Source organism: Tropicibacter naphthalenivorans (assembly GCF_900176475.1).
Taxonomy (GTDB): Bacteria; Pseudomonadota; Alphaproteobacteria; order Rhodobacterales; family Rhodobacteraceae; genus Tropicibacter; species Tropicibacter naphthalenivorans.
Window position 1 is genome coordinate 167,607 of record NZ_FWXX01000007.1, and the last position, 23,536, is coordinate 191,142.

The window sequence follows — 23,536 nt, forward strand, 5'->3', positions numbered from 1 at the left end:
GACTAGGACGTATTTGCGCGTTCAAGCTTAAGGCGACATTGATCTGCATCAATGGATGCGGCTCTCGTTATTGACCCGCGTCAAAGTGCGCCGCTTTTTCATCCGCTAGCGTGAGGGGGATAGCGGTTCAGGAGGATAGGATGGCCTTCAATACAATACTTACGGTGTGCACGGATGCGGATTTGCTGAACGTCACGCTGGATCACGCAGCCGAGCTGGCGACGGCCCAGGATGCGCATTTGGACGTGATGTGCCTTGGCGTGGATCGCACGCAGACCGGGTACTATTACGCCGGGGCCAATGCGATGGTCCTGCAAGAGGCCTTGACCCGCGCGCAGGCCGAAGCCGAAGAGCTGGAAAAGCTGGCGCGCGCGCGTTTGAACAATGTCGAATGCCGCTGGGGCTTGGAAAGCGGTGTGGCGCAACTGGCCGACATTGGCCGCCACGTTGCGGCGCGGGCGCGGTTCACCGATCTGGTGGTCTTGCCCAAACCTTATGGCGATGACCACGGGATCGAGCTGGAACCGGTGCTCGAAGGGGCGCTGTTCCAAGGCCAAGTGCCCGTTCTGGTGGTGCCAGATGATGTGACGCCCCCGGCCAACCCCAAGCGGATCGTGATTGGCTGGAATGAAAGCTCCGAGGCGCTGCGCGCTGTGCGTGCGGCCCTGCCGGCGTTGCAGCAGGCGGACGCGGTGCATGTGGTGGTGATCGACCCGCCGAAACATGGCCCGAACCGCTCGGATCCGGGCGGCGCGCTGTCGCAGTTCCTCGCCCGTCATGGTGTCAAAGCCGAGATCGACGTGCTGTCGAAAACCATGCCGCGCGTGTCCGACGTGATGCAGCGCCATGTGGCGGATGTGGACGCCGACATGATCGTGATGGGCGCTTATGGGCACTCGCGCTTCCGCGAAGCGATCCTTGGCGGGGCCACCCGCAACATGCTGGAGCACGCCAAGGTCGCTGTGTTTATGGCGCACTGAAGCCTGCTGCGCCGAGTGGTGAAAGGTGGCGAAAACGAAGAGGGCGGCCCGTTTGGACCGCCCTTTTTCACGCGTTCTGCGCGTGGATCAAACCAGCATCCCGCCGTCGGAATCGTCCCCGGCCTCTTCCATCAGGCGGTCCATGTCAGGGACCGTCACGTGGCGCTTACCTTCGAGGTGAATCACCCCGTCTTTCTTCAGGGCCGACATCTGTCGGCTGACGGTTTCCAGCGTCAGGCCAAGGTAATCGGCCATCGCTTCGCGCGTCAGCGGCAAGTCAAAAGTCCGAGGCCCATCAGCACCTTGCATGTTCAGCGTCGCATCCCGGCGCGCGATGATCGACAGCAGAGAGGCAATCTTTTCCCGCGCGGTTTTGCGCCCCAGAACCAGCATCCACTCGCGCGCGGCGTCCAGCTCATCCAAGGTCATTTCCAAGAGCCGCTGGGCAATGTGCGGCGTGTGCGCAATCATCTCTTCAAAGGGGTTGCGGCGGAAACAGCACATCACCAGATCGGTCGTGGCCACCACGTCATAGGCGGCGGTGGCGCGCCCCGGACGGCCCACGAAATCGGACGGCAAAAGCAGGCCCACCATCTGCGTGCGCCCGTCTTCCATGGTCTGTGTCAGCGTCGCGATGCCCGAAACCACAGAGCCGACAAAATCCATGCGATCGCCGGACCAGATCACCGTCTGACCGGCTTCGAACTTGCGGTAGTATTTGATCTCTTCGAGGCGCTCCAGCTCATCTGTCTCACAGCGCGCACAGACGGCACGGTGCCGAATGGGACACTCTTCGCAATCGTTGTGCACCGCCAGGCTTCTTTCATTCAGCATCGGTTTCCCGTCCCGTGTTGATCTGGGTCAAAGTACATCTGTTCTACCCTTTTTAAGGGTACACCCATGACAAATCGAACACAACTCGCACGGCTTGGCTTGTTTGACGCCAAAGTGCCGCGTTACACATCTTATCCGACGTCGCCGCATTTTGCCGGAAACGTCGGTCCTGACCGCTTTGCAGAGTGGATCAGCGCCGTTCCTCAAGATGGGAACGTATCGCTGTATTTGCATGTTCCATTTTGCCGCAGGCTGTGCTGGTTCTGTGCGTGCCGCACCCAAGGCACGGCGACTGCCTCGCCGGTCGAGGCCTATGTGGACACGCTTCTTGCAGAGTTGGCGATATTGAAAAGCCATTTGCCGCAGGGGGTTAAGCTCTCTCGCCTGCATTGGGGCGGGGGGACGCCGACGCTGTTGTCGCCGGACATGATGACCCGTCTGACCGATGCGATTCATGATGTGGCAGGCTTTGCGGACGGGGCGGAATTCTCGGTCGAGATTGACCCCAACGAGATCGACGAGGCGCGTCTGGATGCGCTGGCGGCGGGCGGGATGAACCGGGCCTCGATCGGCGTTCAGGACTTTGACGAGCAAATTCAGGAAACCATCGGACGCCAGCAAGGGTTCGAGGTCACTCGCCGCGCAGTTGATATGATTCGCGAGCGCGGCGTCGCCTCGCTGAATGCCGATATTTTATATGGTTTGCCGCATCAGACCAACGCACGGATCACTGAAACGGTGCAAAAGCTGCTCAGCTTTGGGCCGGATCGGGTTGCCTTGTACGGCTATGCGCATGTGCCCTGGATGGCCAAGCGCCAGCAGATGATCCCGTCGGACGCGCTGCCGACGCCCGAAGAGCGGCTCGACCTGTTCGAAACCGCGCGCAAGCTGTTCCTGTGGGACAATTACGACGAAATCGGCATCGACCACTTTGCGACCAAGTCCGATGGTCTCGCCGTCGCGGCGCGGGCAGGGCGGCTGCGGCGCAACTTCCAAGGCTACACCGATGACACCTCTGAGGTGCTGATCGGCGTGGGTGCCTCTTCGATTTCCAAGTTCCCGCAGGGCTACGCGCAGAACGCGCCGGGCACCTCGGCGCACACCCAAGCGATCCGCGAGGGGCGCTTTTCCACGGCGCGCGGGCATATGTTCCAAGGCGAAGACGTGCTGCGCGGTCGCCTGATCGAGGCCGTGATGTGCGATTTCCGCGTCAGCGCCGCCGAGATCACGCGCGATCACGACATCACGCGGGACGGGCTGTTTACCATGTTCCGGCAGGTGAACGACCAATTCGAAGGCTTGCTTCAGATCACCGACGATGGGCTGTACATTCCCGAAGCGGTCCGCCCGCTGACCCGGCTGATCGCGCGCAGCTTTGACGGCTACGAATTGTCCAAGGCTGGGCACAGCTCTGCCATCTAAAAGGTGGCCCCCCCTCGGGCAGGGGGGCTACGTCAGATCGAAAGCGGCGGACAAAAGGGTTTTGGTGTACTCGGTCTTGGGCGCGTCAAAGATTTCCTGTGCCGTCCCGGTCTCGACCACATCCCCTTGTTTCATAACCATAACTTTGTGGCTCATGGCGCGCACGACCTTGAGATCGTGGCTGATGAACAGGTAGGCCAGATCGTATTTCTTTTGCAGATTGCGCAGAAGTTCGACGATTTGCACCTGCACCGTCATATCCAACGCAGAGGTCGGTTCGTCCAAGACGACCAATCGCGGGCGCAGAACCATGGCCCGCGCGATGGCGATCCGCTGGCGTTGCCCGCCCGAAAATTCGTGGGGGTAGCGGTGCATGGACGCCGGGTCGAGCCCGACCTCGGTCATCACGTCGGTCACCACGTCCCGCTTGGGCCGGCCGTCGGGGGATCCGTGCACCTCCAGCCCTTCGGCAATGATTTGTTCACACGTCATGCGCGGTGACAGGCTTCCAAAGGGATCCTGAAACACGATCTGCATCTCGGATCGCAGCCGCCGCAAATCCTTGGTCGACCATTTCCGCAGGTCCTGCCCGCGATAGTTGATCCCGCCGGTGGACTGGATCAGGCGCATGATGGCAAGGGCAAGCGTGGTCTTGCCAGAGCCGGATTCCCCAACAATCCCAATGGTTTCCCCCGCACGAACAGAGATCGTCGCCTCGTTCACGGCCTTCACATAGCCCACCGTGCGCTTGAGAAACCCGCGTTGGATCGGGAACCAGATGCGCAGGGCGTCGGTGCTGGCAATCTCGGGGGCGCTGTCGGGCACGGGATCCGGCGTGCCGGTGCTTTCAGCGGACAGCAGCATCTGCGTGTAAGGGTGTTGAGGATTGTCGAAAATCTCAGAAGTTGGCCCCTGCTCGACAATCTCGCCGTTCTTCATCACGCAGACCCGGTCCGCGATTTTCCGCACGATTCCAAGATCATGGGTGATGAACAACAGGCTCATCCCCTCAGCTTCCTTGAGATCAGCAAGCAAGTCGAGGATTTGCGCCTGAATGGTCACGTCCAAAGCGGTGGTCGGTTCATCCGCGATCAGCAATTCCGGCCCGTTTGCCAGCGCCATGGCGATCATGACGCGCTGCCGCTGCCCGCCTGAAAGCTGGTGCGGATAGGCGCCCAGCCGGGACTCCGGGTCTCTGATCCCGACTTTGGTCAACAGCTCAATGATCCGCGCACGCACGGCGGGGCCGGTCAACCCTTGGTGCAGTTCAATCGACTCTGCCAGCTGTTTTTCCAGCGTATGCAACGGGTTAAGCGAGGTCATCGGCTCTTGAAAGATAAAGCTGATGTCGTTTCCGCGCACTTGCCGCAGGTGCCTGTCCGAGGCACCGATCATCTCTTGGCCTTCATACTTGACCGATCCGCCCACGGTCGCCGTCTCGCCCAGCAGGGACACAGTGGACAAGGCCGAGACGGACTTTCCCGAGCCAGACTCGCCGACCAAGGCCACTGTTTCGCCCTTGTTCACCTCGAAAGACACGCCTTTTACAGCAGGTACAGTTTGCCCGTCTTGGCGAAAGCTGACAGTCAGATTTTCGACCTGAAGCAAAGCGGTCATGAGAAAGTCTTTCTGGGGTCAAAGGCATCCCGCACGCCTTCGAAAATGAAAACGAGCAGCGAAAGCATGATGGCGAACACGGTAAACGACGTAAATGCGAGCCACGGCGCTTGCAGGTTTTGTTTGGCCTGCAAGGTGAGTTCACCCAATGACGGTGCCGAAGAAGGCAGGCCGTAGCCGAGGTAATCAAGCGTCGCCAACCCGCCAATTGCGCCTGTGATGATAAACGGCAGGAACGTCAAAGTGGCAACCATTGCGTTGGGCAACATATGGCGAAACATGATTTTCCAGTTGGAGACACCTAGCGCTTTTGCAGCACGTACGTATTCCAGATTTCGGGCTCTTAGGAATTCGGCGCGCACCACACCGACCAAACCCATCCAGCCGAAGAGGACTGAGAATATCACCAACAGCCAAAAGCTTCGCCCAAAAATGGCGAACATGATGATGATGATATAAAGTCCCGGCGTCGCGCTCCAAATCTCGATGATGCGCTGGAATACAAGGTCAACCCAGCCGCCGAAAAAGCCTTGGATCGCGCCTGCAATGATCCCGATAATAGAACTGAGTGTCGTGACAATAAGAGTATAAAAGATCGACAGGCGGAAGCCATAAATAATGCGCGCAAGCACGTCGCGTTTGGTATCGTCGGTGCCCAGCCAATTCTGTTCATTCGGCGGAAGCGGCGCAGCGCCGGGGCGATCCACCGGCGTGCTATAGCTGTAGGGAATAGCGGGCCAAATCATCCAACCTTTTCGGAAATCACCTTCCAGTTGTTCTCCGGCTTCCGCCCGCTCGATCAAGCCCTCGGGGTCGTCAAAGCATTCTTCCAATCCTCCGGTCGTGATCAGGCATTTCACCTCGACATCGCGATACGGCGCTTCGGTTCGAAAGTCGCCGCCGAATTCGGTTTCCGGATAGAACTTGAAGATGGGCATGTAAAGCTCGCCGCGATAGCTCACGACGATCGGTTTCTCGTTGGCCAAAAACTCTGCAAACAGCGATAGACCAAAGAGAACCAGGAAAATCCATAGCGACCAAAAGGCGCGCCGATTTTTCTTAAAGTTATTCCAGCGTCTTTGGTTGAGCGGAGAAAGGCCTAAACGACGGTTTGGAGTTGTGGTGTCGGTCATTCACCCCTCCCGTTTTTCAAAGTCGATACGTGGATCGACAAGAACATACATCAGGTCGGATATAATTCCCATCACAAGGCCAATCAGCCCGAACGCAAAGAGGGTGCCAAAAATAACTGGGTAGTCACGCTGGACCGCCGCTTCGAATCCCAAGCGCCCCAAACCATCGAGCGAGAAAATCGTCTCGATAATAATTGATCCGCCAAAGAATACACCGATGAAAACACCGGGCAGACCTGCGATAACAATCAGCATCGCGTTGCGGAAGATGTGCCCGTAAAGGACACGCCTTTCCGACAGGCCTTTCGCCCGCGCTGTCATAACGTACTGCTTTTTGATCTCGTCTAAAAAGCTGTTTTTTGTCAGTAGTGTAAGTGTCGCAAAGGCTGCGATCGTCGAAGCAAGAACAGGCAGAGTGATGTGCCAGAAATAGTCCGTGATCTTTCCGAATAAAGAAAAGTTTTCCCAGTTGTCTGAGGTTAAGCCTCGTAGCGGGAAAATTTGCCAATAGCTGCCACCGGCGAAAAGCACAAGCAGCAAAATAGCGAAAAGAAACCCTGGGATCGAGTATGCCGCAATGATGACACCAGATGTCCAAGTATCAAAAGAGCTTCCATCACGTACGGCTTTTTTGATGCCAAGAGGAATGGAAACGAGATAAGCGATCAGTGTAGACCAGAGCCCCAAAGTGATTGAAACGGGCATCTTTTCCATTACCAAATCGACGACTGTAATTGATCGAAAATAACTCGTTCCAAAGTCGAACTGCATGTATTTCCACATCATATTCAGGAACCGCTCCAAAGGCGGTTTGTCAAACCCGAATTCCTTTTCGAGCTGCTCAATAAATTCCGGTGGAAGACCTCGGGCACCCGCGTATTCGGTATCGCCAGCCGAAGCCGTATCCATGTCGGGGCCGGAATTTCCGCCAGTGAAGCCGCCGGTAACGTCACCTTCGCCTTCCATATTTGCGATGATCTGTTCAATCGGTCCGCCGGGAACAAATTGCACCAACGCAAAGTTCACAATCATAATCCCCAAAAGGGTGGGGATTATGAGGAGCAGACGTCTTAGGATATAAGCGCCCATGTTATTTCAGGTAACCTTGCGCTTTGAGATTGGCTTGTTTTTCTGGATTTGCCCACCAGAAGGACAGGTAGCCGAGGTCGTAGGGCGGAATTGTCTCCGGGTGTTCATACATGTCGTAGTACGCAACCCAGTGGTCGGCGATATATCCCGTCGGGATCATGATAAATTCGTAGCGTAGCGCGCGATCCAGTGCTTTCAGAGCGACATCCGTTTCATCCTGATTTTCGGCATTGAAGCTTTCGGCAATGATTGCGTCTACTAGAGGGCTGGCCAAACCGGCAGGGTTGAAAACGCTAAAAGCGGCCTCTTCGGAGCCATACATTTGGCTCAACCCGCCGCCCGTCGAAAGAAATGTCCCGTATCGGGTGGAATAGAGGACGTCATAGTCCCGATCCCGTCGACGATTGGTATATTGCGAGGGGTCCACTTTTTCCACCGACGCATCCACGCCGATTTGTTGGAGGTTTTGAATAAACGTTTCGTGCATCCCCTCAACCGACGAGTCGATATTGCTTGGGATCAGGAACGTCAGGCTGAGCGTGTTGCCTTGAGCATTGCGTCGCACGCCGTCATCGCCAACTTCCCATCCGGCATTGCTCAGCAGGTTTGACGCCTGTCGCAGATTGCGCCGGTCGGGCAGGCGGGAAGCGTTGGATTCGTGAAATTGGTAAACGGGTGTGTCGTAAACGTCGCTCGGAACGACATCACCAAGCGATTGCAAAAATGCCAATTCGGCGCCAGTGGGCACATCGGTCGCTTCGATATGTGTGCCTTGGACAAAGGAACTGCGCGGCGAATACAGGCCAAAGAGCAGCGATTCATTGGTCCATTCAAAGTTAAAGGCCAAGGCCAAGGCCTCGCGCACGCGTTTGTCCTGAAGCGGTTCTTTACCAAGGTTAAAGACAAAACCGGTGGGATTGGGCGGGCTGCCGTCGGGCAGTTCTTCCTTTACTACGATGCCATTTTGGACCTTGGGGAAGTCATACCCCGTTGCCCATTGCTTTGGGTCACTCTCGGTGGTGAAGGTGTATTCCCCGGCTTTGAAGGCCTCGAATGCGGCGGTTTGATCGGCGAAGTACTCCAGCCGGATCTCGTCGAAATTGTTGCGCCCCGTTTGGTAGGGCAGGTCGGCCCCCCAATAGTCCTCGACACGTTTGTAGACGATGCGGCGGTTCACCTCAAAGCTGTCCAGACGATAGGGGCCAGAGCCAGGGGCAACCTCGAGTCGGGGTTGATCTAGGCGGCGGTTTTCGGGATCGGCTTCGAACCACGCCTTTTGGAAAACCGGGGTTGAGCCTGCGGTCTCAATGCGCGAACGCTTTGTTTCCTCAGGATTAAAGGTGAATTTAACCGTGTAGTCATCCAAGGCCTCTGCGCCGGTGATCATCTTGGACACGGCGGCGGCATAGGACGGCAAGCCTTGGGTCGTGAACAGCTTGTGAGAGTAGACCACATCATGCGCGGTGACGGGGCTGCCATCCCAGAACTTGGCGTCCTGCCGCATGTGAAAGATCACCCAATCGCGGCTCTCGGGGTACTCCAAGCTTTCGCAGAGCAGGCAGTAGTATTGACCGACGCTATCCTCGACCGACTCGATCAGCGAATCGTATTGCAAGGTCGTTAGCGCACCAGAGCGCCCCTTGACCGTGTAGGGGTTCAGACTGTCGAAGGTGCCGGTTGCGCCAAGCACCAGCGCCCCGCCCTTGGGCGCATCTGGGTTAACGAAATTGAAGTGGGTGTAATCGGCGGGGTAGTCGAGGTTGCCGAAATATGAATACCCATGCGCCGTGGTGACGTTTTCGTCTTGGGCAAAGACACTGGACGCCAACAGCGCGACGCCAAGCGCCAGCGCCCCGGTGGCCCAAGGACGCAAATCGGGCAAAGCGCGGGCCTTGGCTGCGGCGCGCGGACGGTGCGAGGGGCGTTTGTGCAGGACGGTCATGTGTTTCTCCCTGATCGGTCGAGACCTTCGGTGGATTCATTCCACAGCATTCTTGGTTAATTTTAAGCTAAGTGTTTCGGCTGACCACATTCAAGGTGAGAATATACCTGCAATTAGATGAAAACACTGTGAGGTTCCGGTGAACCGGCAAAGAAAAAGGCCGCGACCCCTAGGGGTGCGGCCCAAATCACAGGTTTTCAAAAGGGCTTAGCCGCCCAGCGTCGCCAGATACGCGATCAGGTTCACGCGATCCGCCGGCTTGTTCAGGCCAGAGAACGACATGGTCGTGCCCGATGCCGAACCGCGCGGGTTTTCGAGGAAGGTGTTCAGGTTCTCGGCAGTCCAGACGTCGCCAACCTGGTTCAGCGCACCCGAGTAGCCAAAGCCAGCAACCGAACCGATGGCGCGGTCGACCACACCGTTCAGGTGCGGGCCGGTCTTGTCGGTGCCGTCGATGGCGTGGCAGGCGCGGCATTTGCCAAAGACTTTTTCGCCCTTGGCGGCATCGGCGGAGGCCATCATGGTCGCAAAGTCGATTTCTTCTTCGGGCTCGGCAGCGGCGCCGCCGTCGTCCACTTCAATCACGTAAGCGGCGTGGACTTCTTCGCCGTGACCACCGACTTCGGTGTGGTACAGCGTTTCCGCCGTCCATTTTGCCAGCAGGAAAACCAGGAAGGTGCCGCAAACGCCGCCCACGGCTTTGGTAAGTGTCATCGTGTCAAACATTGTGGTGCCCTGTTCGTCAGAAAGCAGTATTCCGGCGCGTGTCTATTGCTTCCCATCTTGCAAAGCAAGGTGTAGAAGGCGCGACCAATCGCCCGCATGCCGGGGTATGCAGAGAAAGTTGTGAAAAATGCCGCAGAAAATTGCGTTCCAAGGCGAACTTGGCGCCTATTCGCATCAAGCTTGCGTCGATGCACGCCCGGATATGGCCCCGCTGCCCTGTAAATCCTTTGAGGATGTGATCGCCGCGGTGCGCACGGGGGCGGCTGAATTGGCGATGCTGCCGGTGGAAAACACCACCTATGGGCGCGTGGCGGACATCCATCGCCTGTTGCCAGAATCGGGTCTGCGGATCGTGGACGAAGCCTTTGTCCGGGTGCACATCAGCATGATGGCGCTGCCCGGCGTGCAGATCGAAGAGCTCAAATGCGTGCGCGCGCATCCGGTCCTGCTGCCGCAGGCCGCGACCTTTTTGAAAAAATACGGGATCGAGGGCGAAGCCTGGGCCGATAGCGCCGGTGCCGCGCAGGAGCTGGCGGACACGCAGTCGCGCGAGATGGGCGTGCTGGCCTCGGACCTCGCGGCAGAGATTTACGGGCTGCACATCTTGGCGCGGCACATCGAGGATCACGCGCATAACACCACGCGGTTCCTGATCATGGGCAAGGAGCCCAATCTGGAGCGGCGCGGCGCGCATGGGATGATGACGACCTTTGTCTTTCAGGTGCGCAACATTCCGGCGGCGCTGTACAAGGCGATGGGTGGATTTGCCACCAACGGCGTCAACATGACCAAGCTGGAAAGCTATATGGTGGGCGGCTCTTTTACCGCGACGCAGTTCTACGCCGATATCGAAGGGCACCCGGATGATCCGGCGGTGCAGCGCGCGCTGGAAGAGCTGGACTACTTTACCGATGTGCTGGAGATCCTCGGGGTCTACCCGCGCGATCCCCGCCGCGACTAAGCCAAACGGTATCTAAAGGGGCGCTGCGCGCACAGGGATAGCCGCCCCGGCCATTGGCCCGGTCGGCCCGTTGTCGCGCGGGGATAGGGCAGATGTCCGGTCGAGGTCAGATCAAGAGGCTGGCGGCACCTTCGTGTTTCAGGAGGTGGACCTTGGTTTCGATGCCGGTGCCGCCTGAGAAGCCGCCAAGGCCGTCCCGCCCCAAGACGCGGTGGCAGGGGATCAGCAGCGGCAGGGGATTGCCGCCGCAAGCCTGCCCGATGGCTTGGGCCGGGACGCCCAGCGCCGAGGCCAGATCGCCGTAGGTGCGTGTTTCGCCAAAGGGGATGGCCGACATGGCGGCGCAGACGGACGCCTGGAAGGGCGAGCCTTGGACGTGCAACGGCAGGTCAAACTCTTTGAGGTCATGGGCAAAATAGGCGTCGATCTGGCGCTTGGCCTCTGACAGCAGCGGCGTTGTGTCCTGCCTGTGTGCGCTGTCCCACGTGAGCCGTACGAGGCTCTCATCCTCTTGGGTGAGGGTCACGGGGCCGGTAGGGGTTGGGACAGTCAGCTGGGCGCGCATGGGGGCAGGCTAGGCGGGACTGCGGGGCAGGGCAAGGCGTGGCGCTTTTCAGCGGGGGCGCTTTTGTCTAACAGGGGGGGCAGTGAGGCAAGGGGACCGACATGCAGGATACGGAAATTGCACGGGTGAGCGCTTCGGCGCCGCGCAGGGTCATCGGGGTGGCCGCGATGATGGGGCTGGGGGCGCTGCTGCTGTACGTGGCCTTGGCGACGCCGCCGAGCCTGATGTGGCAGGCGTTTCTGGTGGTGCTGGGGATCGCCGCGCTTTGGGGCGGGCAGATGCTGTGGCAAGCGACCGGGCACGCGCTGATCCTGACCGAGGAGGCGCTGGTCGACAGCGATGGCACGGTGGTCGCGCGGCTGGAGGATATCGCCAAGGTCGACCGCTCGCCCTTTGCCCTGAAGCCCTCGAACGGGTTCCTGTTGATCCTCAAGGAGCCGTCGTCGCGCGTGTGGCGGCCCGGTCTGTGGTGGCGTACGGGCAAGCGGGTGGCCGTTGGCGGCGTCACCTCTGGGGCAGAGACCAAGCCTGTCGCCGATATGATCGCGCTGCGGATCGCGCCCCCCATGGGGTTTGACCCGGAATAAAACGCAAAATCCCGGCAAAGCGCGATGGCCTTGCCGGGGGTTTTCTTTTGCCTATGCGCGGGGCGTTAGTTGCCCTTGCCCTTTTTCGAGGGTTCGATGTTCAACTGGCCGCTGTCGTTCACGCAATCGGTGGCGTTTTCGGCGTTGTTGTTGCACAGCGAGTTGCCGGGCGCATCTTGGTCACCGTTGCCCCAACCGTTGTTCTGACCCGGATCGTAAAAGATGATCTGCGGCGCGTAACGCGGACGGGTAAAGCTGTAGGTGGTGATGTCGAACTCGGACAGGCCAACCTCGAACGCGGGGTCGTATTTGTCCCATGTCTCGACCAGCACCAGCTGTTCCGAATTGCCCGCCACCGGCAGGCGTTCGGTCATCCCGTTAAGGTCGCCGTTGTTCATGGGCGCTTGACCGCCGCGGGCCTCGGACCATTCCAACGACCACTTTTTGTTGTTGGCGTTGTACTCGGCCACGGTGATGCGCATGACGCTTTCACCGTTTTGCGATTTGTTCATCACGTTCAACAGCTTGAAGGCGTTGTCGATATAGGTGTCGTCGATCGGATCGGTTTCCCGAGAGATCATGTCACCAATCACGTAGTTGGCCTTTTGGTTCACGGCCTGCTGGCGGAACACGTCAAAGTAGACCCAGCCCACGCCGAACAGCCACAAGAGCGCCGGCATGACGATCACCGCTTCGACGGTGACATAGCCGCGCGTGTCCTTGGCAAAGGCGCGCAGACGGGAAGTGAGGATGGATTTCAGCATAGCCCGTCTCCTTTAGGTGGGTTCGTGCACAAAGGCGGTGGTCGAGATGATCGCGGTGTAGCCTTGGGCATCTTTTTTCATGCTGCCGCCCAGCATCCCTGCTGGGGTGATCGGCTGGTATTTAAAGCACGCGCGGATCATCATCATTTCATGCGCACCGCCGTGTTCAAAGTTGCGCAGCGGCGTGATCGCCTCTGGCGCAGTGTCGGTGCATTGTGCCTTGGCCGGGGGGTCCGACCAGTCGCGCAGGTCCAGACGCACCATTTCCAGATGCAGCTTGTCCATGCAGTCGGGCAGGATATTGGCGCTCGAACAGATCTTTTCCTTGATGATGTCGTTCGAGGTGCCGCCCGTCCCCAGACGCAGGTCACGCACCGCCTGGTCAAGGCTGCGCTCTAGCGCGGTATGACGGACGGTGACGGTGCCCAATTCGATCGAAGAGCCGATCAGGGCCAGGAAAACCGGGGTCCACAAAGCGACCGGGACCACCATGGACCCATCTTCGCGCTCGAGGAAACGACGCAGGGGGTTCTTGAGAAAGCCGATCATTGGGTGAGCCTCAACTGGTTAATGGTGTGTGCAATCGACGAAAACGCATCGGCGATATCCAGACCTTCCACACGGAAGAAGTGCGAGGGCGAGGACGCGCATTTTTGCAGAACAGACGCGCCGTGGTCGGTGGTTTCAAAGCCAACGGTCCAGATGATCACACCCTGGTCCTTGGCGGCGGAACAGATGTTGTTCAGCAGGGTGTCGCCCTGTGCGGCGTTGTACTTTTGCTCGTAGAAGTACCCCCAGTTGTTGGAGTGCACCGCGTTCACGAGGTAGTACCACATGTTGTAACGCGCCCAGAGCTGGATTTCCGAGTCCGAGTTGTAGGCCCAGTCGCGGATGCGCATGGACTGGTCATGCTGACCGTCGGTCATCAAAACGATGGTCTTGATGGTCTCGGTGTCTTCGTATTGGACGGGACGCCCAAGAAAGGCGCTGTCCACGGTGCTGCGCGAAATCAGGCCAGAGGTGACGTTCTGCGTGCTGGGGTCCAGCAGGGCCGCGCCCCACTTCATCCCCAGGAACATCGAGGTGCCCGCCCGCGGCTGCAACGCGTCAATCTGCGCCTTCAGCTCGGTGATGTCCTGGCTGAACGGGGTGATCCGCTCATAGCTGAACTGCGGGCAGATCGTGTCATCGCGATCGTTGGCCCCAAAGTAGTTCCACTGGAAGTGCTGGGTCTGCTCATAGGTGATGTCATAGTTCAGCTCGGTGCTGGCGAATTCCTCATCGGGGAATTCCAGACAGTGCGAATAGCCGTGCCGCCAGTTCACATTCAGATTGCTCGCGATGTCCGGGCCGGGGTTCACGTGCTCGGAGTAGGGCACCAGCGAGATCGACACGAGGTCTTTGTTCGCCGGGGTCAGCAGCGTGTCGAAAAAGCTCTTTGCGGCGGTGCGCAGGTTCGACATCTTGTTGTTGTCGGCCATAGAGCCGGACACGTCGAGTACCAGCGAGACCTCGATCTTGTTCACGCCTTCCTCGGCGCGGGCCAGCCCATCAACGCCCAGCGATTTGACGCCGAGCAGTTTCATGAAGTTGGCCTGGATCTCTGCCGTTCCGGTGGCGGTGACGCGGCGGGCGTTGATGCCGCCCCCCGTCTGCACATCCACCAGCGTGTCCGACATGTTCATGGCGCGGAAGTAATCCTCGACCACGAATGTCGGGTCCATCTCGTTTTGCAGATCGGCTGCGGCCAGCACGGCGCGGTCCAGCGTGTTCTGAATCTTGTTCCGTTTCAGTTCGGCGTGGATCATATCGATCCCGATACCGCCAAACACCATCATCACCAGCGCGCCGGTGATGGCGAGATAGGACATGTTGCCGGATTGGTCGGACCAAAACCGCCCCAGCCAGCCGCCTGTTGCGGAGGTGGCAGAGTTTTGGGGGCACGTCACACTCGTTACCTGTTTATTCATTTCGTTCGACATCCCGTCACCTTTCCCCCGAGTTTTCCCAGGTCAAAGTCCACGTTTCACACGTTGCGATAGACGAATTTATGCCATTCCATGATGGCCAAAATGGGGCGCATTAAGTTGCAATTTGCCCTTAAATTTAAGGGAAATGTAGACATTCACGGGTCTAAATTGCGCTCTGTTTCCATGGTCCCAACAATGCGCCGAAATCATCCGAAAAGGTGCCTGCCAGTTGGGCGCCACGTGGACAGATTCCTTTTCGCCGGGGAACCGATGCGCGTTAACGTGATTATTACGCTGAAATCGTAGGCACAAAGAAGCTGACCAAAAGCATATGGCAGCATCTCATCGGGAGGCATCTTATGTCCGTTGGACCATCGAACGAACCCACTTTCAGACAATCCGTGGACCTGATGTATAACCGGGCTGTCTCTTTGATGGACCTGCCGCCGGGGCTCGAGGAAAAGATACGGGTGTGCAATGCCACCTATACGGTGCGTTTCGGGGTGCGCCTGCGCGGGCAGATCCAGACCTTTACCGGCTATCGTTCCGTGCATTCCGAACATATGGAGCCGGTCAAGGGCGGCATCCGCTTTGCCCCCGAGGTCAATCAGGACGAGGTAGAGGCGCTCGCTGCCCTGATGACCTATAAATGTGCGCTGGTCGAAGCGCCCTTTGGCGGCTCCAAGGGCGGGCTGTGCGTCGATCCGCGCAAGTATGACGACCACGAGCTGGAACAGATCACCCGGCGGTTTGCCTATGAGCTGATCAAACGCGACCTGATCCACCCCTCGCAGAACGTGCCTGCGCCGGACATGGGCACCGGCGAGCGCGAGATGGCCTGGATGGCCGATCAATACGCACGCATGAACACCACCGACATCAACGCGCGCGCCTGCGTGACCGGGAAACCCTTGAACGCGGGCGGCATCTCTGGCCGGGTCGAGGCGACCGGGCGCGGGGTGCAATACGCCCTGCGAGAGTTCTTTCGCCACCCAGCGGATGTGGCCGCCGCAAAGATGGATGGCTCGCTGGACGGCAAGCGGGTGATCGTGCAGGGGCTGGGCAACGTCGGCTACCACGCCGCCAAGTTCCTGTCCGAAGAGGACGGGGCCAAGGTCATCGGCATCATTGAACGCGATGGCGCGCTGTTCGACCCCGAAGGCCTGAACGTGGAAAAGGTGCGCGACTGGATCGTCAAACATGGCGGCGTTTCGGGCTTTCCTGATGCCAACCACGGCGCGGACGGGGCAAAGGTGCTTGAAGAAGACTGCGACATCCTGATCCCCGCCGCTTTGGAAGGGGTCATCAACCTGTCCAACGCCCACAACATCAAGGCCAAGCTGATCATCGAGGCGGCGAACGGCCCTGTGACCGCGGGCGCGGATGATATCCTTCGGGCCAAGGGGGTGGTGATCATCCCCGACATGTATGCCAACGCGGGCGGCGTGACGGTGTCCTATTTCGAGTGGGTCAAGAACCTCAGCCACATCCGCTTTGGCCGGATGCAGCGCCGCCAGGAAGAGGCGCGCCACCAATTGGTGGTCGATGAACTCGAACGTCTGGATGAGGCGATGGGTGACGCCTGGTCCCTGACCCCGTCCTTCAAAGAGCGCTACTTGCGCGGCGCCGATGAGCTGGAATTGGTGCGTTCGGGGCTCGATGACACCATGCGCATTGCTTACCAATCCATGCGTCAGGTTTGGCATGGGCGATCCGACGTGACCGACCTGCGCACCGCTGCCTACATTGTCGCGATCGAGCGTGTCGCCAGCAGCTACCGCGCCAAGGGGCTGTAAGCCGTTGGAAACAGGGCGTGCGCTGGGCAAGGCGCGCGCCATTCCCCTGACGGAATTCAAACGAGTTTAGTGAAAATGGGAAGGATAGTTCACCTTTCCGCCGCATTTACGCCCCGTGTTTGGAACGGGTATTTCGTGAATCTTACCAGAACAACCGCAGAACCCCGTCAATGCGGTAAGGTTTGGGAGACAACGAAATGCGCCTTTCACGTCAGGACATCACACGCTTTGCCCGCGAAGAAGACGGCAATGTGACGATCTTTTCGGTCTTCAGCGTCATGACGATCCTGACGATCACCGGGGCGGCGGTCGATCTGATGCGCTCCGAGGCGGCGCGCGTGAAAATGCAGGCCACCGTCGACCGCGCGGTTCTGGCGGCGGCCGATCTGGACCAGATGCAGGCGCCCGACACGGTGGTGCGTGACTACGTGGCCAAGTCCGGTCTGGCCGAAATGCTGACCAACGTCTCGATCGAGACGGGCGTCAATGATCGCGTCGTCTCTGCCACCACCGAAGGGATGCTGGAAACCCTGTTCCTGCGCTTGGCCGGGCACGACACCCTGACCCAAGGCGCGCTGGCCACCGCCGAAGAGCGCATCGCCAACGTCGAGGTGTCCTTGGTTTTGGATATCTCCGGCTCCATGCGCTACAACCAGCGGATGGAACGGCTGAAACCGGCGGCCAAGGCCTTTGTCGACAAGGTGCTGACCGAGCGCAGCCAGGGCGTCACCACGCTGAACCTTGTGCCCTTTGCGGGCCAAGTGAACCCAGGCGACATCATGTTCGATTACTTCCGTGGTGAGCGCCCCAAGCTCAAGCAGAACAACGGCTGGGGCAACGGCGATCAGGACGCGCCGGGCAACTCGCTGTGCAACAACAATGCCGAGAACGCCGACGAAGGCGCTGCCGATCCGTCCTGCGCCGATGGCACTGCCACCGTGGACAACAGCTTTTTCCCCGTCTGGCCGCAGGCGATTTCCAACGTCGTGATGTATTTCGACACCGACGGCGACGACATCTTTGACCGCGCCCACAAGATCGAGGGCTTCCCCGAGGATGCCCCGCGCGATCTGGATGACATTATGGCGGGGGCGGCGGCCTATGCGGTGAACTACGATCCGAGCCTGTATAGCACCACGCAGCTTTTGGGCTTTTCGATCAAGGGTGGGCAGGAAAAGACGCGCTATTTCACCGTGCGCGGCAACACCAACGGCCCGGCGTCCGAACTGGGGCCGACCAAGAACAACGGCAAGATCCCCGGTCTGACGTTCCAGTACCCGTGGATCAACTACGCCTATTGGGAAGCGTCCTACGTGGCCCAGCCAGAGGTGGCCGACGAGCAGAACGTGAACATGCCGTCCTCTTGTATCGAGGTGTATGACGACGAGTTCTGGACGACCGCTTTGCCGCTGTCAGACGATTTTGTCCCGCATTTCAACTTTTGGCCTACCGATGAGACGGTCATGGACTGGGGCTGGTGCCCCGAGGATGACAGCGCGATCCAGTATTATTCGTCGGACGCCGCGCAGCTCAAAACCTTTATCGACGGGCTGCGGATGCACGACGGCACCGGTATCCACATCGCTTTGAAATATGCGCTGGCGCTGCTGGACCCGATGACACGCGAGGCGGTGGGGCATCTGATCGACGCTGATCTGGTGGCACCTGAATACCTCGGGCGACCCATCGACTGGCATGATGGCGAGACCGAAAAATACATCGTTCTTATGACAGATGGGCAGATCACCGACCAGTATCGCCCGGTTGATCCGGACGCGGCCATTAACGGAGAGGTTGATCTGCAAACCCAAGGGCCGGGCAGCTACACGGTGCTGTCGGATCAGGCGACCAACACGCAGCAGTTGTTTCGCCAATGTGATCTGGCGCGGCAAAATGGCGTAGTTGTGTTCACCATCGCCTTTGAAACGAACCAAGCTGCCGCAGACGATATGCGCGCCTGCGCCTCTTCGGACAGCCACTTTTTTCACGTCCAAGGCACAGAGATCGCCGAAGCCTTTGACTCTATTGCGCGTCAGATCAACAACTTGAGGCTGATCCAATGATTTGCGCGATTTCTATCTTTTCGCCTACAGCTGACTATACTTTCGGACAGGGCGTTAACAACATCTTCACGAAATGGAACCTGAATGTGCCCAAGTGCGCCACAATCCAGACCCATTCCTTAACTAATTCCTATTCTTGCCGGACTGCACTCCCCGGCCCGACAAGAATAAGGAACCAACCGCATGCAAAGAACTTGCGCGTTAAAAAGAACGTTAAAATCGTTCAAGGAGAACGATGCGGGCAACGTGACCATCTTCTCCATCTTCATGATCGTTCTCATTCTGACGATCACCGGCGCATCGGTGGACATCATGAGATTTGAAGCCACCCGGGCCAAGATGCAATCCAGCATGGACCGCGCGGTTCTGGCCGCCGCCGATCTGGACCAGCTGCAAAAGCCCGATGTCGTCGTCAAAGACTACATGGACAAGGCCGGTCTGGGCGACGCGATCGCCAGCGTCAACATCAAGTCCGGTCTTGCCTCGCGCACGGTCGAAGCCACGGGCACCGCGTCGATGAAAACGCTGTTCCTGAAAATGGCCGGTGTCGACACGATGACCGCCCCGGCTGTCAGCATCGCCGAGGAAAAGATTTCGAACGTTGAGGTGTCCTTGATCCTCGATATTTCCGGCTCGATGACCCGCAATGGTCGTATGGACAAGCTCAAGCCCGCCGCGCAGGACTTTGTGAACAAGGTCATGACCGACGAAAGCAACGGTGTGACCACGCTGAACCTTGTGCCGTTTGCGGGCCAGGTGAACCCCGGCGACATTCTGTTCGATTATTTCCGCGGCGAGCGTCCCAAGATCAAGCAGAATAACGGCTTCGGCAACGGCGATCAGGACGCGCCGGGCAACTCCTTGTGCAACAACAACGCCGAGAACGCCACCGATTGCGACGATGCGACGGTCACGACGACCCCTGCGGTTCCTGATTACTTCCCCGAATGGAGCGGCAAGCTGACCAACGTGGTGTTCTATTTCGACACCGACGGCGATGACATCTACAATATCGCGCATAAGATCGAAGGGTTTCCCGACTATGCCTCGCGCGATGTGGACGACTTCTTTCGCGGTTTCGTGGCCTTTGCCTTTGCCCATGACTGGCGCCTGACGGACCCCGAGCAGTTCCTCGGCGTGTCGATCAAGGGCCGCGGTGACAAGACGCGCTACTTCCAGGTCAAGGACGACCAGAACGGCACGGAATCGGACATCGGCCCGACGCGTAACTCGCGGTACATCCCCGGTGCGACGCTTCAGTACAGCTGGATCGACTACGACTATTGGGCCCCCAGCTACGTGCCGCCTTCGCGTACGCCGCCGGCCCCGGTCGAAACCGCAGAGGACAACGCCTACACCGACACCAATGTCAACATGCCGTCCTCCTGTGTCGAGATTTATGCGGACGAATTCGCCAACACCGAACTGCCCAAATCCAGCGACTATGTCCCGCACTTCAACTACTGGGGCTATGACGAGGAAACCATGGACTGGGGCTGGTGCCCGAGCGAAGACATGGCGGTGCAGTATTACTCGGCGGACCGTCAGGCGCTGGTGGAGTTCATCGGCAACATGCGGATGCACGACGGTACCGGACTGCACTATGGCATGAAATACGGCCTCGCGTTGCTGGACCCGGAGAACCAGGACGAGGTGAGCCACCTGATCGCCAACGGACTGGTCGACGAGCGCTTTGAAGGTCGGCCCATCGCCTGGGGCGACCCGGAAACCGAAAAGTTCATCGTGCTGATGACCGACGGTGACACGACCGACCAGTGGCGTCCGACGAACCCCAAAGATCCGCGCAACGGCGACACCCCGCTTCTGGCCCAGCACAGCAGCAAAAGCAAACTGCTCTCGCCCCGGTCCGAGAACGTGGCAGCCCTGCTGAAGCAATGTGACCTGGCGCGGGAAAAGGGCGTGACCGTCTTTACCATCGCCTTTGAAACCAGCGACTCCGGGGCGGCTGACATGCAGGCCTGCGCCTCTTCGCCCAGCCATTTCTTCCGGGTGGAAGGATGGGCCATCGACGAGGCCTTCGACACCATCGCCCGCCAGATCAATAACCTGAGGTTGATCCAATGATGTGCAAACTCAAGACTTACCTGTCCCGCTTTCGTCGCGAAGAAGACGGAACCGCGACCATCGAATTTGCGCTGTATTTCACGGTCTTCTTCTTCTTGATCGCCGCCGGGGTGGAAATCGCCTACATGAACCTGCGTCACGCGATGCTGGAACGGGGGGTGGATCTGGTGACGCGTGACATTCGTCTGAGCACCGGCAACGTGCCCAGCTATGACGACGTGCGCGCCAAGATCTGCACCGAGGCGGCGATCCTTGAAAGCTGCAATGAAAACTTGCGGTTGGAAATGGTTCAGGTGAACCCGCGGGCCTTTACCGCGGTGCCGGCCTCGGCCGACTGTAAGAACGCCGAAGAAGACCCGCGCCCGGTGCGCGCCTTCAACCCCGGTCTGGACAACGATCTGATGCTGATCCGCGCCTGCCTCAAGTACAAGCCCGTCATGCCGACCACCGGTCTTGGCAAGGCTTTGAACAAAGACGCCGATGGCTATGCCCAGATGGTCGTGACCTCTGCATTCGTACAGGAGCCGAGATAAGCCATGCTCAAGACCTTTCTTGCATCCCGCTTGCGCCGTTTTGCCCGCTCGGAAGAGGGCAACATGACCATCGAGGCTTTGATCTGGATCCCCTTGATTATCGCCCTGCTGGCCGCGACGTTTACCTTTCACGACGCGTTTCGTTACAAAAGCCTGAACGTTAAGGCGGCCTATACGATCTCTGACGCGCTGTCGCGTGAGACCGATCCGATCGACAACGCCTATCTGGACGGCATGGTTGATCTGCTGGAGTTTCTGACGCGCGGGCAGGGGCCGTATTCGTTGCGGGTGACCTTGGTCCGTTACAACGGCACGGACACCAAGTTCGAATCCGAGTGGTCGCAAGGCCGCGGCGAGTTTGCGCCGCTGACCGATGCCGATCTGGTGACCTTTGCGCCTAAGCTGCCGAATTTGCTGCACAATGAGCGGGTGATCCTGGTGGAAACCTCGTCCAACTATCAGCCGCCGTTCGAAATTCCGGGGCTGGTCGATAAGGGGCTGTTCTACAACTTTGGCTTCACCCGACCGCGTTTCGCCCCCAAGATCGTTTGGTCGGACGCATGACGATTTAGCGCCCCGTTTTGTCGCATACAGACAAGGCGGTGTCGCAAAATCACGCGGGAATTGTAAGCACGCATTGATACTCGACGACGGGGCTGGTTCACTGGCCCCGTCTTCGTGTGGAGAAAGCGATGTGGTTTTCAGGATGGCGCGTGCTGAAAGAGGGGCTGACCGGCAACAAAGGCTGGCGGCCACACTGGCGCGATCCTGATCCCAAACCGGTCTATGACGCGGTGATCATTGGCGGCGGCGGGCATGGGCTGGCGACGGCCTATTACTTGGCCGCCGAGCATGACATGACCAATATAGCGGTATTGGAAAAAGGCTATTTTGGCGGTGGCAACGTCGGGCGCAACACGACCATCGTGCGCGCCAACTACAACCTGCCCGGCAACTCGGAGTTCTATTCCCATTCGCTGAAACTGTGGGAAGGGCTAGAGCAAGAGTTGAACTTCAACACCATGTTCAGCCAGCGCGGGGTGCTGAACCTGTTCCATTCCGATGGCCAGCGCGATTATGCGGCGCGGCGTGGCAACTCCATGATAAGCCAAGGCGATGACGCGGTGTTGCTGGACCGCGAAGGCGTGCGCAGCATGGTGCCGTACCTTGATTTCGACAACGGGCGCTTTCCGATTTACGGCGGGCTGTTCCACCCGCGTGGCGGCACCGCGCGCCACGATGCGGTGGCGTGGGGCTTTGCTCGCGGGGCGGACCAGCGCGGCGTCGATCTTATTCAAAATTGCGAAGTCACCGGGATCGACATTCAGAACGGCAAGGTCACCGGCGTGCAAACCTCGCGCGGGGCGATCCGCGCCAAGAAGGTGGCGATTGTCGTTGCGGGGCGGTCCTCGCAGGTGGCGGCCATGGCCGGGATGCGCCTGCCCATCGAGAGCCACGTCTTGCAGGCTTTTGTCACCGAAGGGCTGAAGCCCTGCATCGACCAGGTTGTGACCTTTGGCATGGGGCATTTCTACATCAGCCAGTCCGATAAGGGCGGTTTGGTCTTCGGCGGCGATCTGGATTTCTATGCGTCCTACGCGGCGCGCGGCAACTTGCCGATGCAAGAGCACGTGATGGAGGCCGCCATGACCCTGATGCCGATGATCGGCAAGGCGCGGGTGCTGCGGTCCTGGGGCGGGATCATGGATATGTCGCCCGACGGCTCGCCGGTGATTGATCGCACTGGGGTCGAGGGGCTCTATCTGAATTGCGGCTGGTGCTACGGCGGCTTCAAGGCGGTGCCGGGCTCGGGCTTTGCGCTGGCGCATTTGATGGCGACGGGGCGGCCGCATGGGTCTGCCGCGCGCCTGCGGCTGGACCGGTTCGAGACCGGATATGGTTTGATGGACGAAGAGGGCACCGGCGCCCAACACAACCTGCATTGAGGGGCGAGAGCGATGATTTTGGATATTTTCAAAGAGAAGAACCTGCTGGCGTTGGCGCTTTGTTTTTGGGGTGGGGCGCTTGCGGCAGAGGATATTCGTCCCGGCTGTTACGAGCGGGTCTACACCGAGGATCATTTGCGCAGCCATCCCGAGCAGGTGGTCTGGCAGATCCGGCTGAAGGTTGGGGATTGGTTCACCGAAGTGTCGCGCGAGGGCAAGCTGGAGGTGGTCGCCGCCAATCAGGGCCACGCGCGGTCCAATGACATGATGGGGCGGGTGTTGGAGCAGAGCCTCTATTGCGGGACGGAAACGCGCGGCGATGTGTGTCAGGCGGAATGTGATGCGGGTCGTTTGGAGGTGATCAAGCAAGACAGTTCAGGGATGATTTTTCGGACGCGGTTCTTGCTGGTGGGCGAGGACGGCTGCGACGGGTTGATGGACTTGGCCGAGGTGCGGGACCAGTGGGTCAGTTATCGGCTGAACCGGGTGTCTGCTTCGGTTTGTTCAGGGATGTGAGGACGTT

At 59.2% G+C, this 23,536-nt stretch carries 21 protein-coding genes; 11 read left to right on the forward strand and 10 right to left on the reverse strand.

Translation table 11 applies throughout. From position 1 onward, the window contains the following. The first annotated feature begins 140 nt into the window (after window positions 1-140). Complete coding sequence (locus B9A11_RS15235) at window positions 141-980, forward strand: universal stress protein (protein ID WP_058247206.1); 840 nt, start codon at window positions 141-143, stop codon at window positions 978-980. A gap of 87 nt (window positions 981-1,067) precedes the next feature. On the opposite strand, the gene fnrL is transcribed toward B9A11_RS15235, so the two are convergent. Beyond that, complete coding sequence (gene fnrL, locus B9A11_RS15240; protein ID WP_058247205.1) at window positions 1,068-1,814, reverse strand: transcriptional regulator FnrL; 747 nt, start codon at window positions 1,812-1,814, stop codon at window positions 1,068-1,070. 66 nt (window positions 1,815-1,880) lie between these two features. On the opposite strand from fnrL, the gene hemN reads away from it, so the two are divergent. Next, window positions 1,881-3,236 (forward strand): oxygen-independent coproporphyrinogen III oxidase, encoded by a 1,356-nt coding sequence (hemN, locus tag B9A11_RS15245; RefSeq protein ID WP_058247204.1) that lies wholly within the window; start codon window positions 1,881-1,883, stop codon window positions 3,234-3,236. 27 nt (window positions 3,237-3,263) lie between these two features. On the opposite strand, the gene B9A11_RS15250 is transcribed toward hemN, so the two are convergent. The 5 genes from B9A11_RS15250 to B9A11_RS15270 all read right to left on the reverse strand — a co-directional run bounded on the left by B9A11_RS15250 (window position 3,264) and on the right by B9A11_RS15270 (window position 9,743). Continuing rightward, window positions 3,264-4,853 (reverse strand): ABC transporter ATP-binding protein, encoded by a 1,590-nt coding sequence (locus B9A11_RS15250; protein WP_058247203.1) that lies wholly within the window; start codon window positions 4,851-4,853, stop codon window positions 3,264-3,266. Beyond that, window positions 4,850-5,986, reverse strand: coding sequence for an ABC transporter permease (locus B9A11_RS15255; RefSeq protein WP_058247202.1), 1,137 nt, complete (start codon window positions 5,984-5,986; stop codon window positions 4,850-4,852). The genes B9A11_RS15250 and B9A11_RS15255 overlap by 4 nt, the downstream gene beginning before the upstream one ends. After that, window positions 5,987-7,075 carry a microcin C ABC transporter permease YejB gene (locus B9A11_RS15260; RefSeq protein WP_058247201.1) on the reverse strand — a complete coding sequence of 363 codons (1,089 nt, stop codon included), beginning with the start codon at window positions 7,073-7,075 and terminating at the stop codon, window positions 5,987-5,989. A 1-nt stretch (window position 7,076) separates the two neighbouring features. Then, window positions 7,077-9,017, reverse strand: a complete 1,941-nt coding sequence (locus B9A11_RS15265) for an extracellular solute-binding protein (RefSeq protein ID WP_083499819.1) — start codon at window positions 9,015-9,017, stop codon at window positions 7,077-7,079. A 207-nt stretch (window positions 9,018-9,224) separates the two neighbouring features. After that, window positions 9,225-9,743, reverse strand: coding sequence for a c-type cytochrome (locus B9A11_RS15270; protein WP_058247200.1), 519 nt, complete (start codon window positions 9,741-9,743; stop codon window positions 9,225-9,227). Between the two features lie 127 nt (window positions 9,744-9,870). On the opposite strand from B9A11_RS15270, the gene B9A11_RS15275 reads away from it, so the two are divergent. After that, entirely contained in the window at window positions 9,871-10,704 is an 834-nt protein-coding gene (locus B9A11_RS15275) for a prephenate dehydratase (RefSeq protein ID WP_058247199.1), read from the forward strand. A 106-nt stretch (window positions 10,705-10,810) separates the two neighbouring features. Here B9A11_RS15275 and B9A11_RS15280 read toward each other — a convergent pair whose 3' ends face one another. Further along, complete coding sequence (locus B9A11_RS15280; RefSeq protein ID WP_058247198.1) at window positions 10,811-11,269, reverse strand: methylated-DNA--[protein]-cysteine S-methyltransferase; 459 nt, start codon at window positions 11,267-11,269, stop codon at window positions 10,811-10,813. Window positions 11,270-11,370: 101 nt separating this feature from the next. Between B9A11_RS15280 and B9A11_RS15285 the strand changes: the two genes are divergently transcribed. Beyond that, entirely contained in the window at window positions 11,371-11,856 is a 486-nt protein-coding gene (locus tag B9A11_RS15285) for a hypothetical protein (RefSeq protein WP_058247197.1), read from the forward strand. Window positions 11,857-11,921: 65 nt separating this feature from the next. Here B9A11_RS15285 and B9A11_RS15290 read toward each other — a convergent pair whose 3' ends face one another. From B9A11_RS15290 to B9A11_RS15300, 3 genes are read right to left on the reverse strand one after another with little or no spacing between them, the layout of a single operon-like run. Next, window positions 11,922-12,620: a TadE/TadG family type IV pilus assembly protein gene (locus B9A11_RS15290; protein WP_058247196.1), complete on the reverse strand. Its 699-nt coding sequence runs from the start codon at window positions 12,618-12,620 to the stop codon at window positions 11,922-11,924. A 12-nt stretch (window positions 12,621-12,632) separates the two neighbouring features. Further along, complete coding sequence (locus B9A11_RS15295; protein ID WP_058247195.1) at window positions 12,633-13,169, reverse strand: TadE/TadG family type IV pilus assembly protein; 537 nt, start codon at window positions 13,167-13,169, stop codon at window positions 12,633-12,635. Further along, window positions 13,166-14,569 carry a TadE/TadG family type IV pilus assembly protein gene (locus B9A11_RS15300; RefSeq protein ID WP_234988869.1) on the reverse strand — a complete coding sequence of 468 codons (1,404 nt, stop codon included), beginning with the start codon at window positions 14,567-14,569 and terminating at the stop codon, window positions 13,166-13,168. The genes B9A11_RS15295 and B9A11_RS15300 overlap by 4 nt, the downstream gene beginning before the upstream one ends. Before the next feature lie 380 nt (window positions 14,570-14,949). Between B9A11_RS15300 and B9A11_RS15305 the strand changes: the two genes are divergently transcribed. The 7 genes from B9A11_RS15305 to B9A11_RS15335 all read left to right on the forward strand — a co-directional run bounded on the left by B9A11_RS15305 (window position 14,950) and on the right by B9A11_RS15335 (window position 23,529). After that, complete coding sequence (locus B9A11_RS15305; RefSeq protein WP_058247194.1) at window positions 14,950-16,386, forward strand: Glu/Leu/Phe/Val family dehydrogenase; 1,437 nt, start codon at window positions 14,950-14,952, stop codon at window positions 16,384-16,386. Between the two features lie 197 nt (window positions 16,387-16,583). Then, entirely contained in the window at window positions 16,584-18,449 is a 1,866-nt protein-coding gene (locus B9A11_RS15310; protein ID WP_058247193.1) for a TadE/TadG family type IV pilus assembly protein, read from the forward strand. Window positions 18,450-18,695: 246 nt separating this feature from the next. Beyond that, window positions 18,696-20,534, forward strand: a complete 1,839-nt coding sequence (locus B9A11_RS15315; protein WP_186009190.1) for a pilus assembly protein TadG-related protein — start codon at window positions 18,696-18,698, stop codon at window positions 20,532-20,534. Further along, the gene (locus B9A11_RS15320) at window positions 20,531-21,067 is read left to right on the forward strand and encodes a TadE/TadG family type IV pilus assembly protein (protein WP_058247191.1); all 537 of its coding nucleotides are present in this window, start codon (window positions 20,531-20,533) and stop codon (window positions 21,065-21,067) included. Before B9A11_RS15315 ends, B9A11_RS15320 begins: the two co-directional genes overlap by 4 nt. Window positions 21,068-21,070: 3 nt before the next feature. Beyond that, on the forward strand, window positions 21,071-21,631 hold the full coding sequence (locus B9A11_RS15325; protein WP_058247190.1) for a TadE/TadG family type IV pilus assembly protein: 561 nt from the start codon (window positions 21,071-21,073) through the stop codon (window positions 21,629-21,631). Between the two features lie 128 nt (window positions 21,632-21,759). Continuing rightward, window positions 21,760-23,013: a sarcosine oxidase subunit beta family protein gene (locus tag B9A11_RS15330; RefSeq protein ID WP_058247189.1), complete on the forward strand. Its 1,254-nt coding sequence runs from the start codon at window positions 21,760-21,762 to the stop codon at window positions 23,011-23,013. Between the two features lie 12 nt (window positions 23,014-23,025). After that, window positions 23,026-23,529, forward strand: a complete 504-nt coding sequence (locus B9A11_RS15335) for a hypothetical protein (RefSeq protein WP_058247188.1) — start codon at window positions 23,026-23,028, stop codon at window positions 23,527-23,529. The last annotated feature ends 7 nt before the right edge of the window (window positions 23,530-23,536 follow it).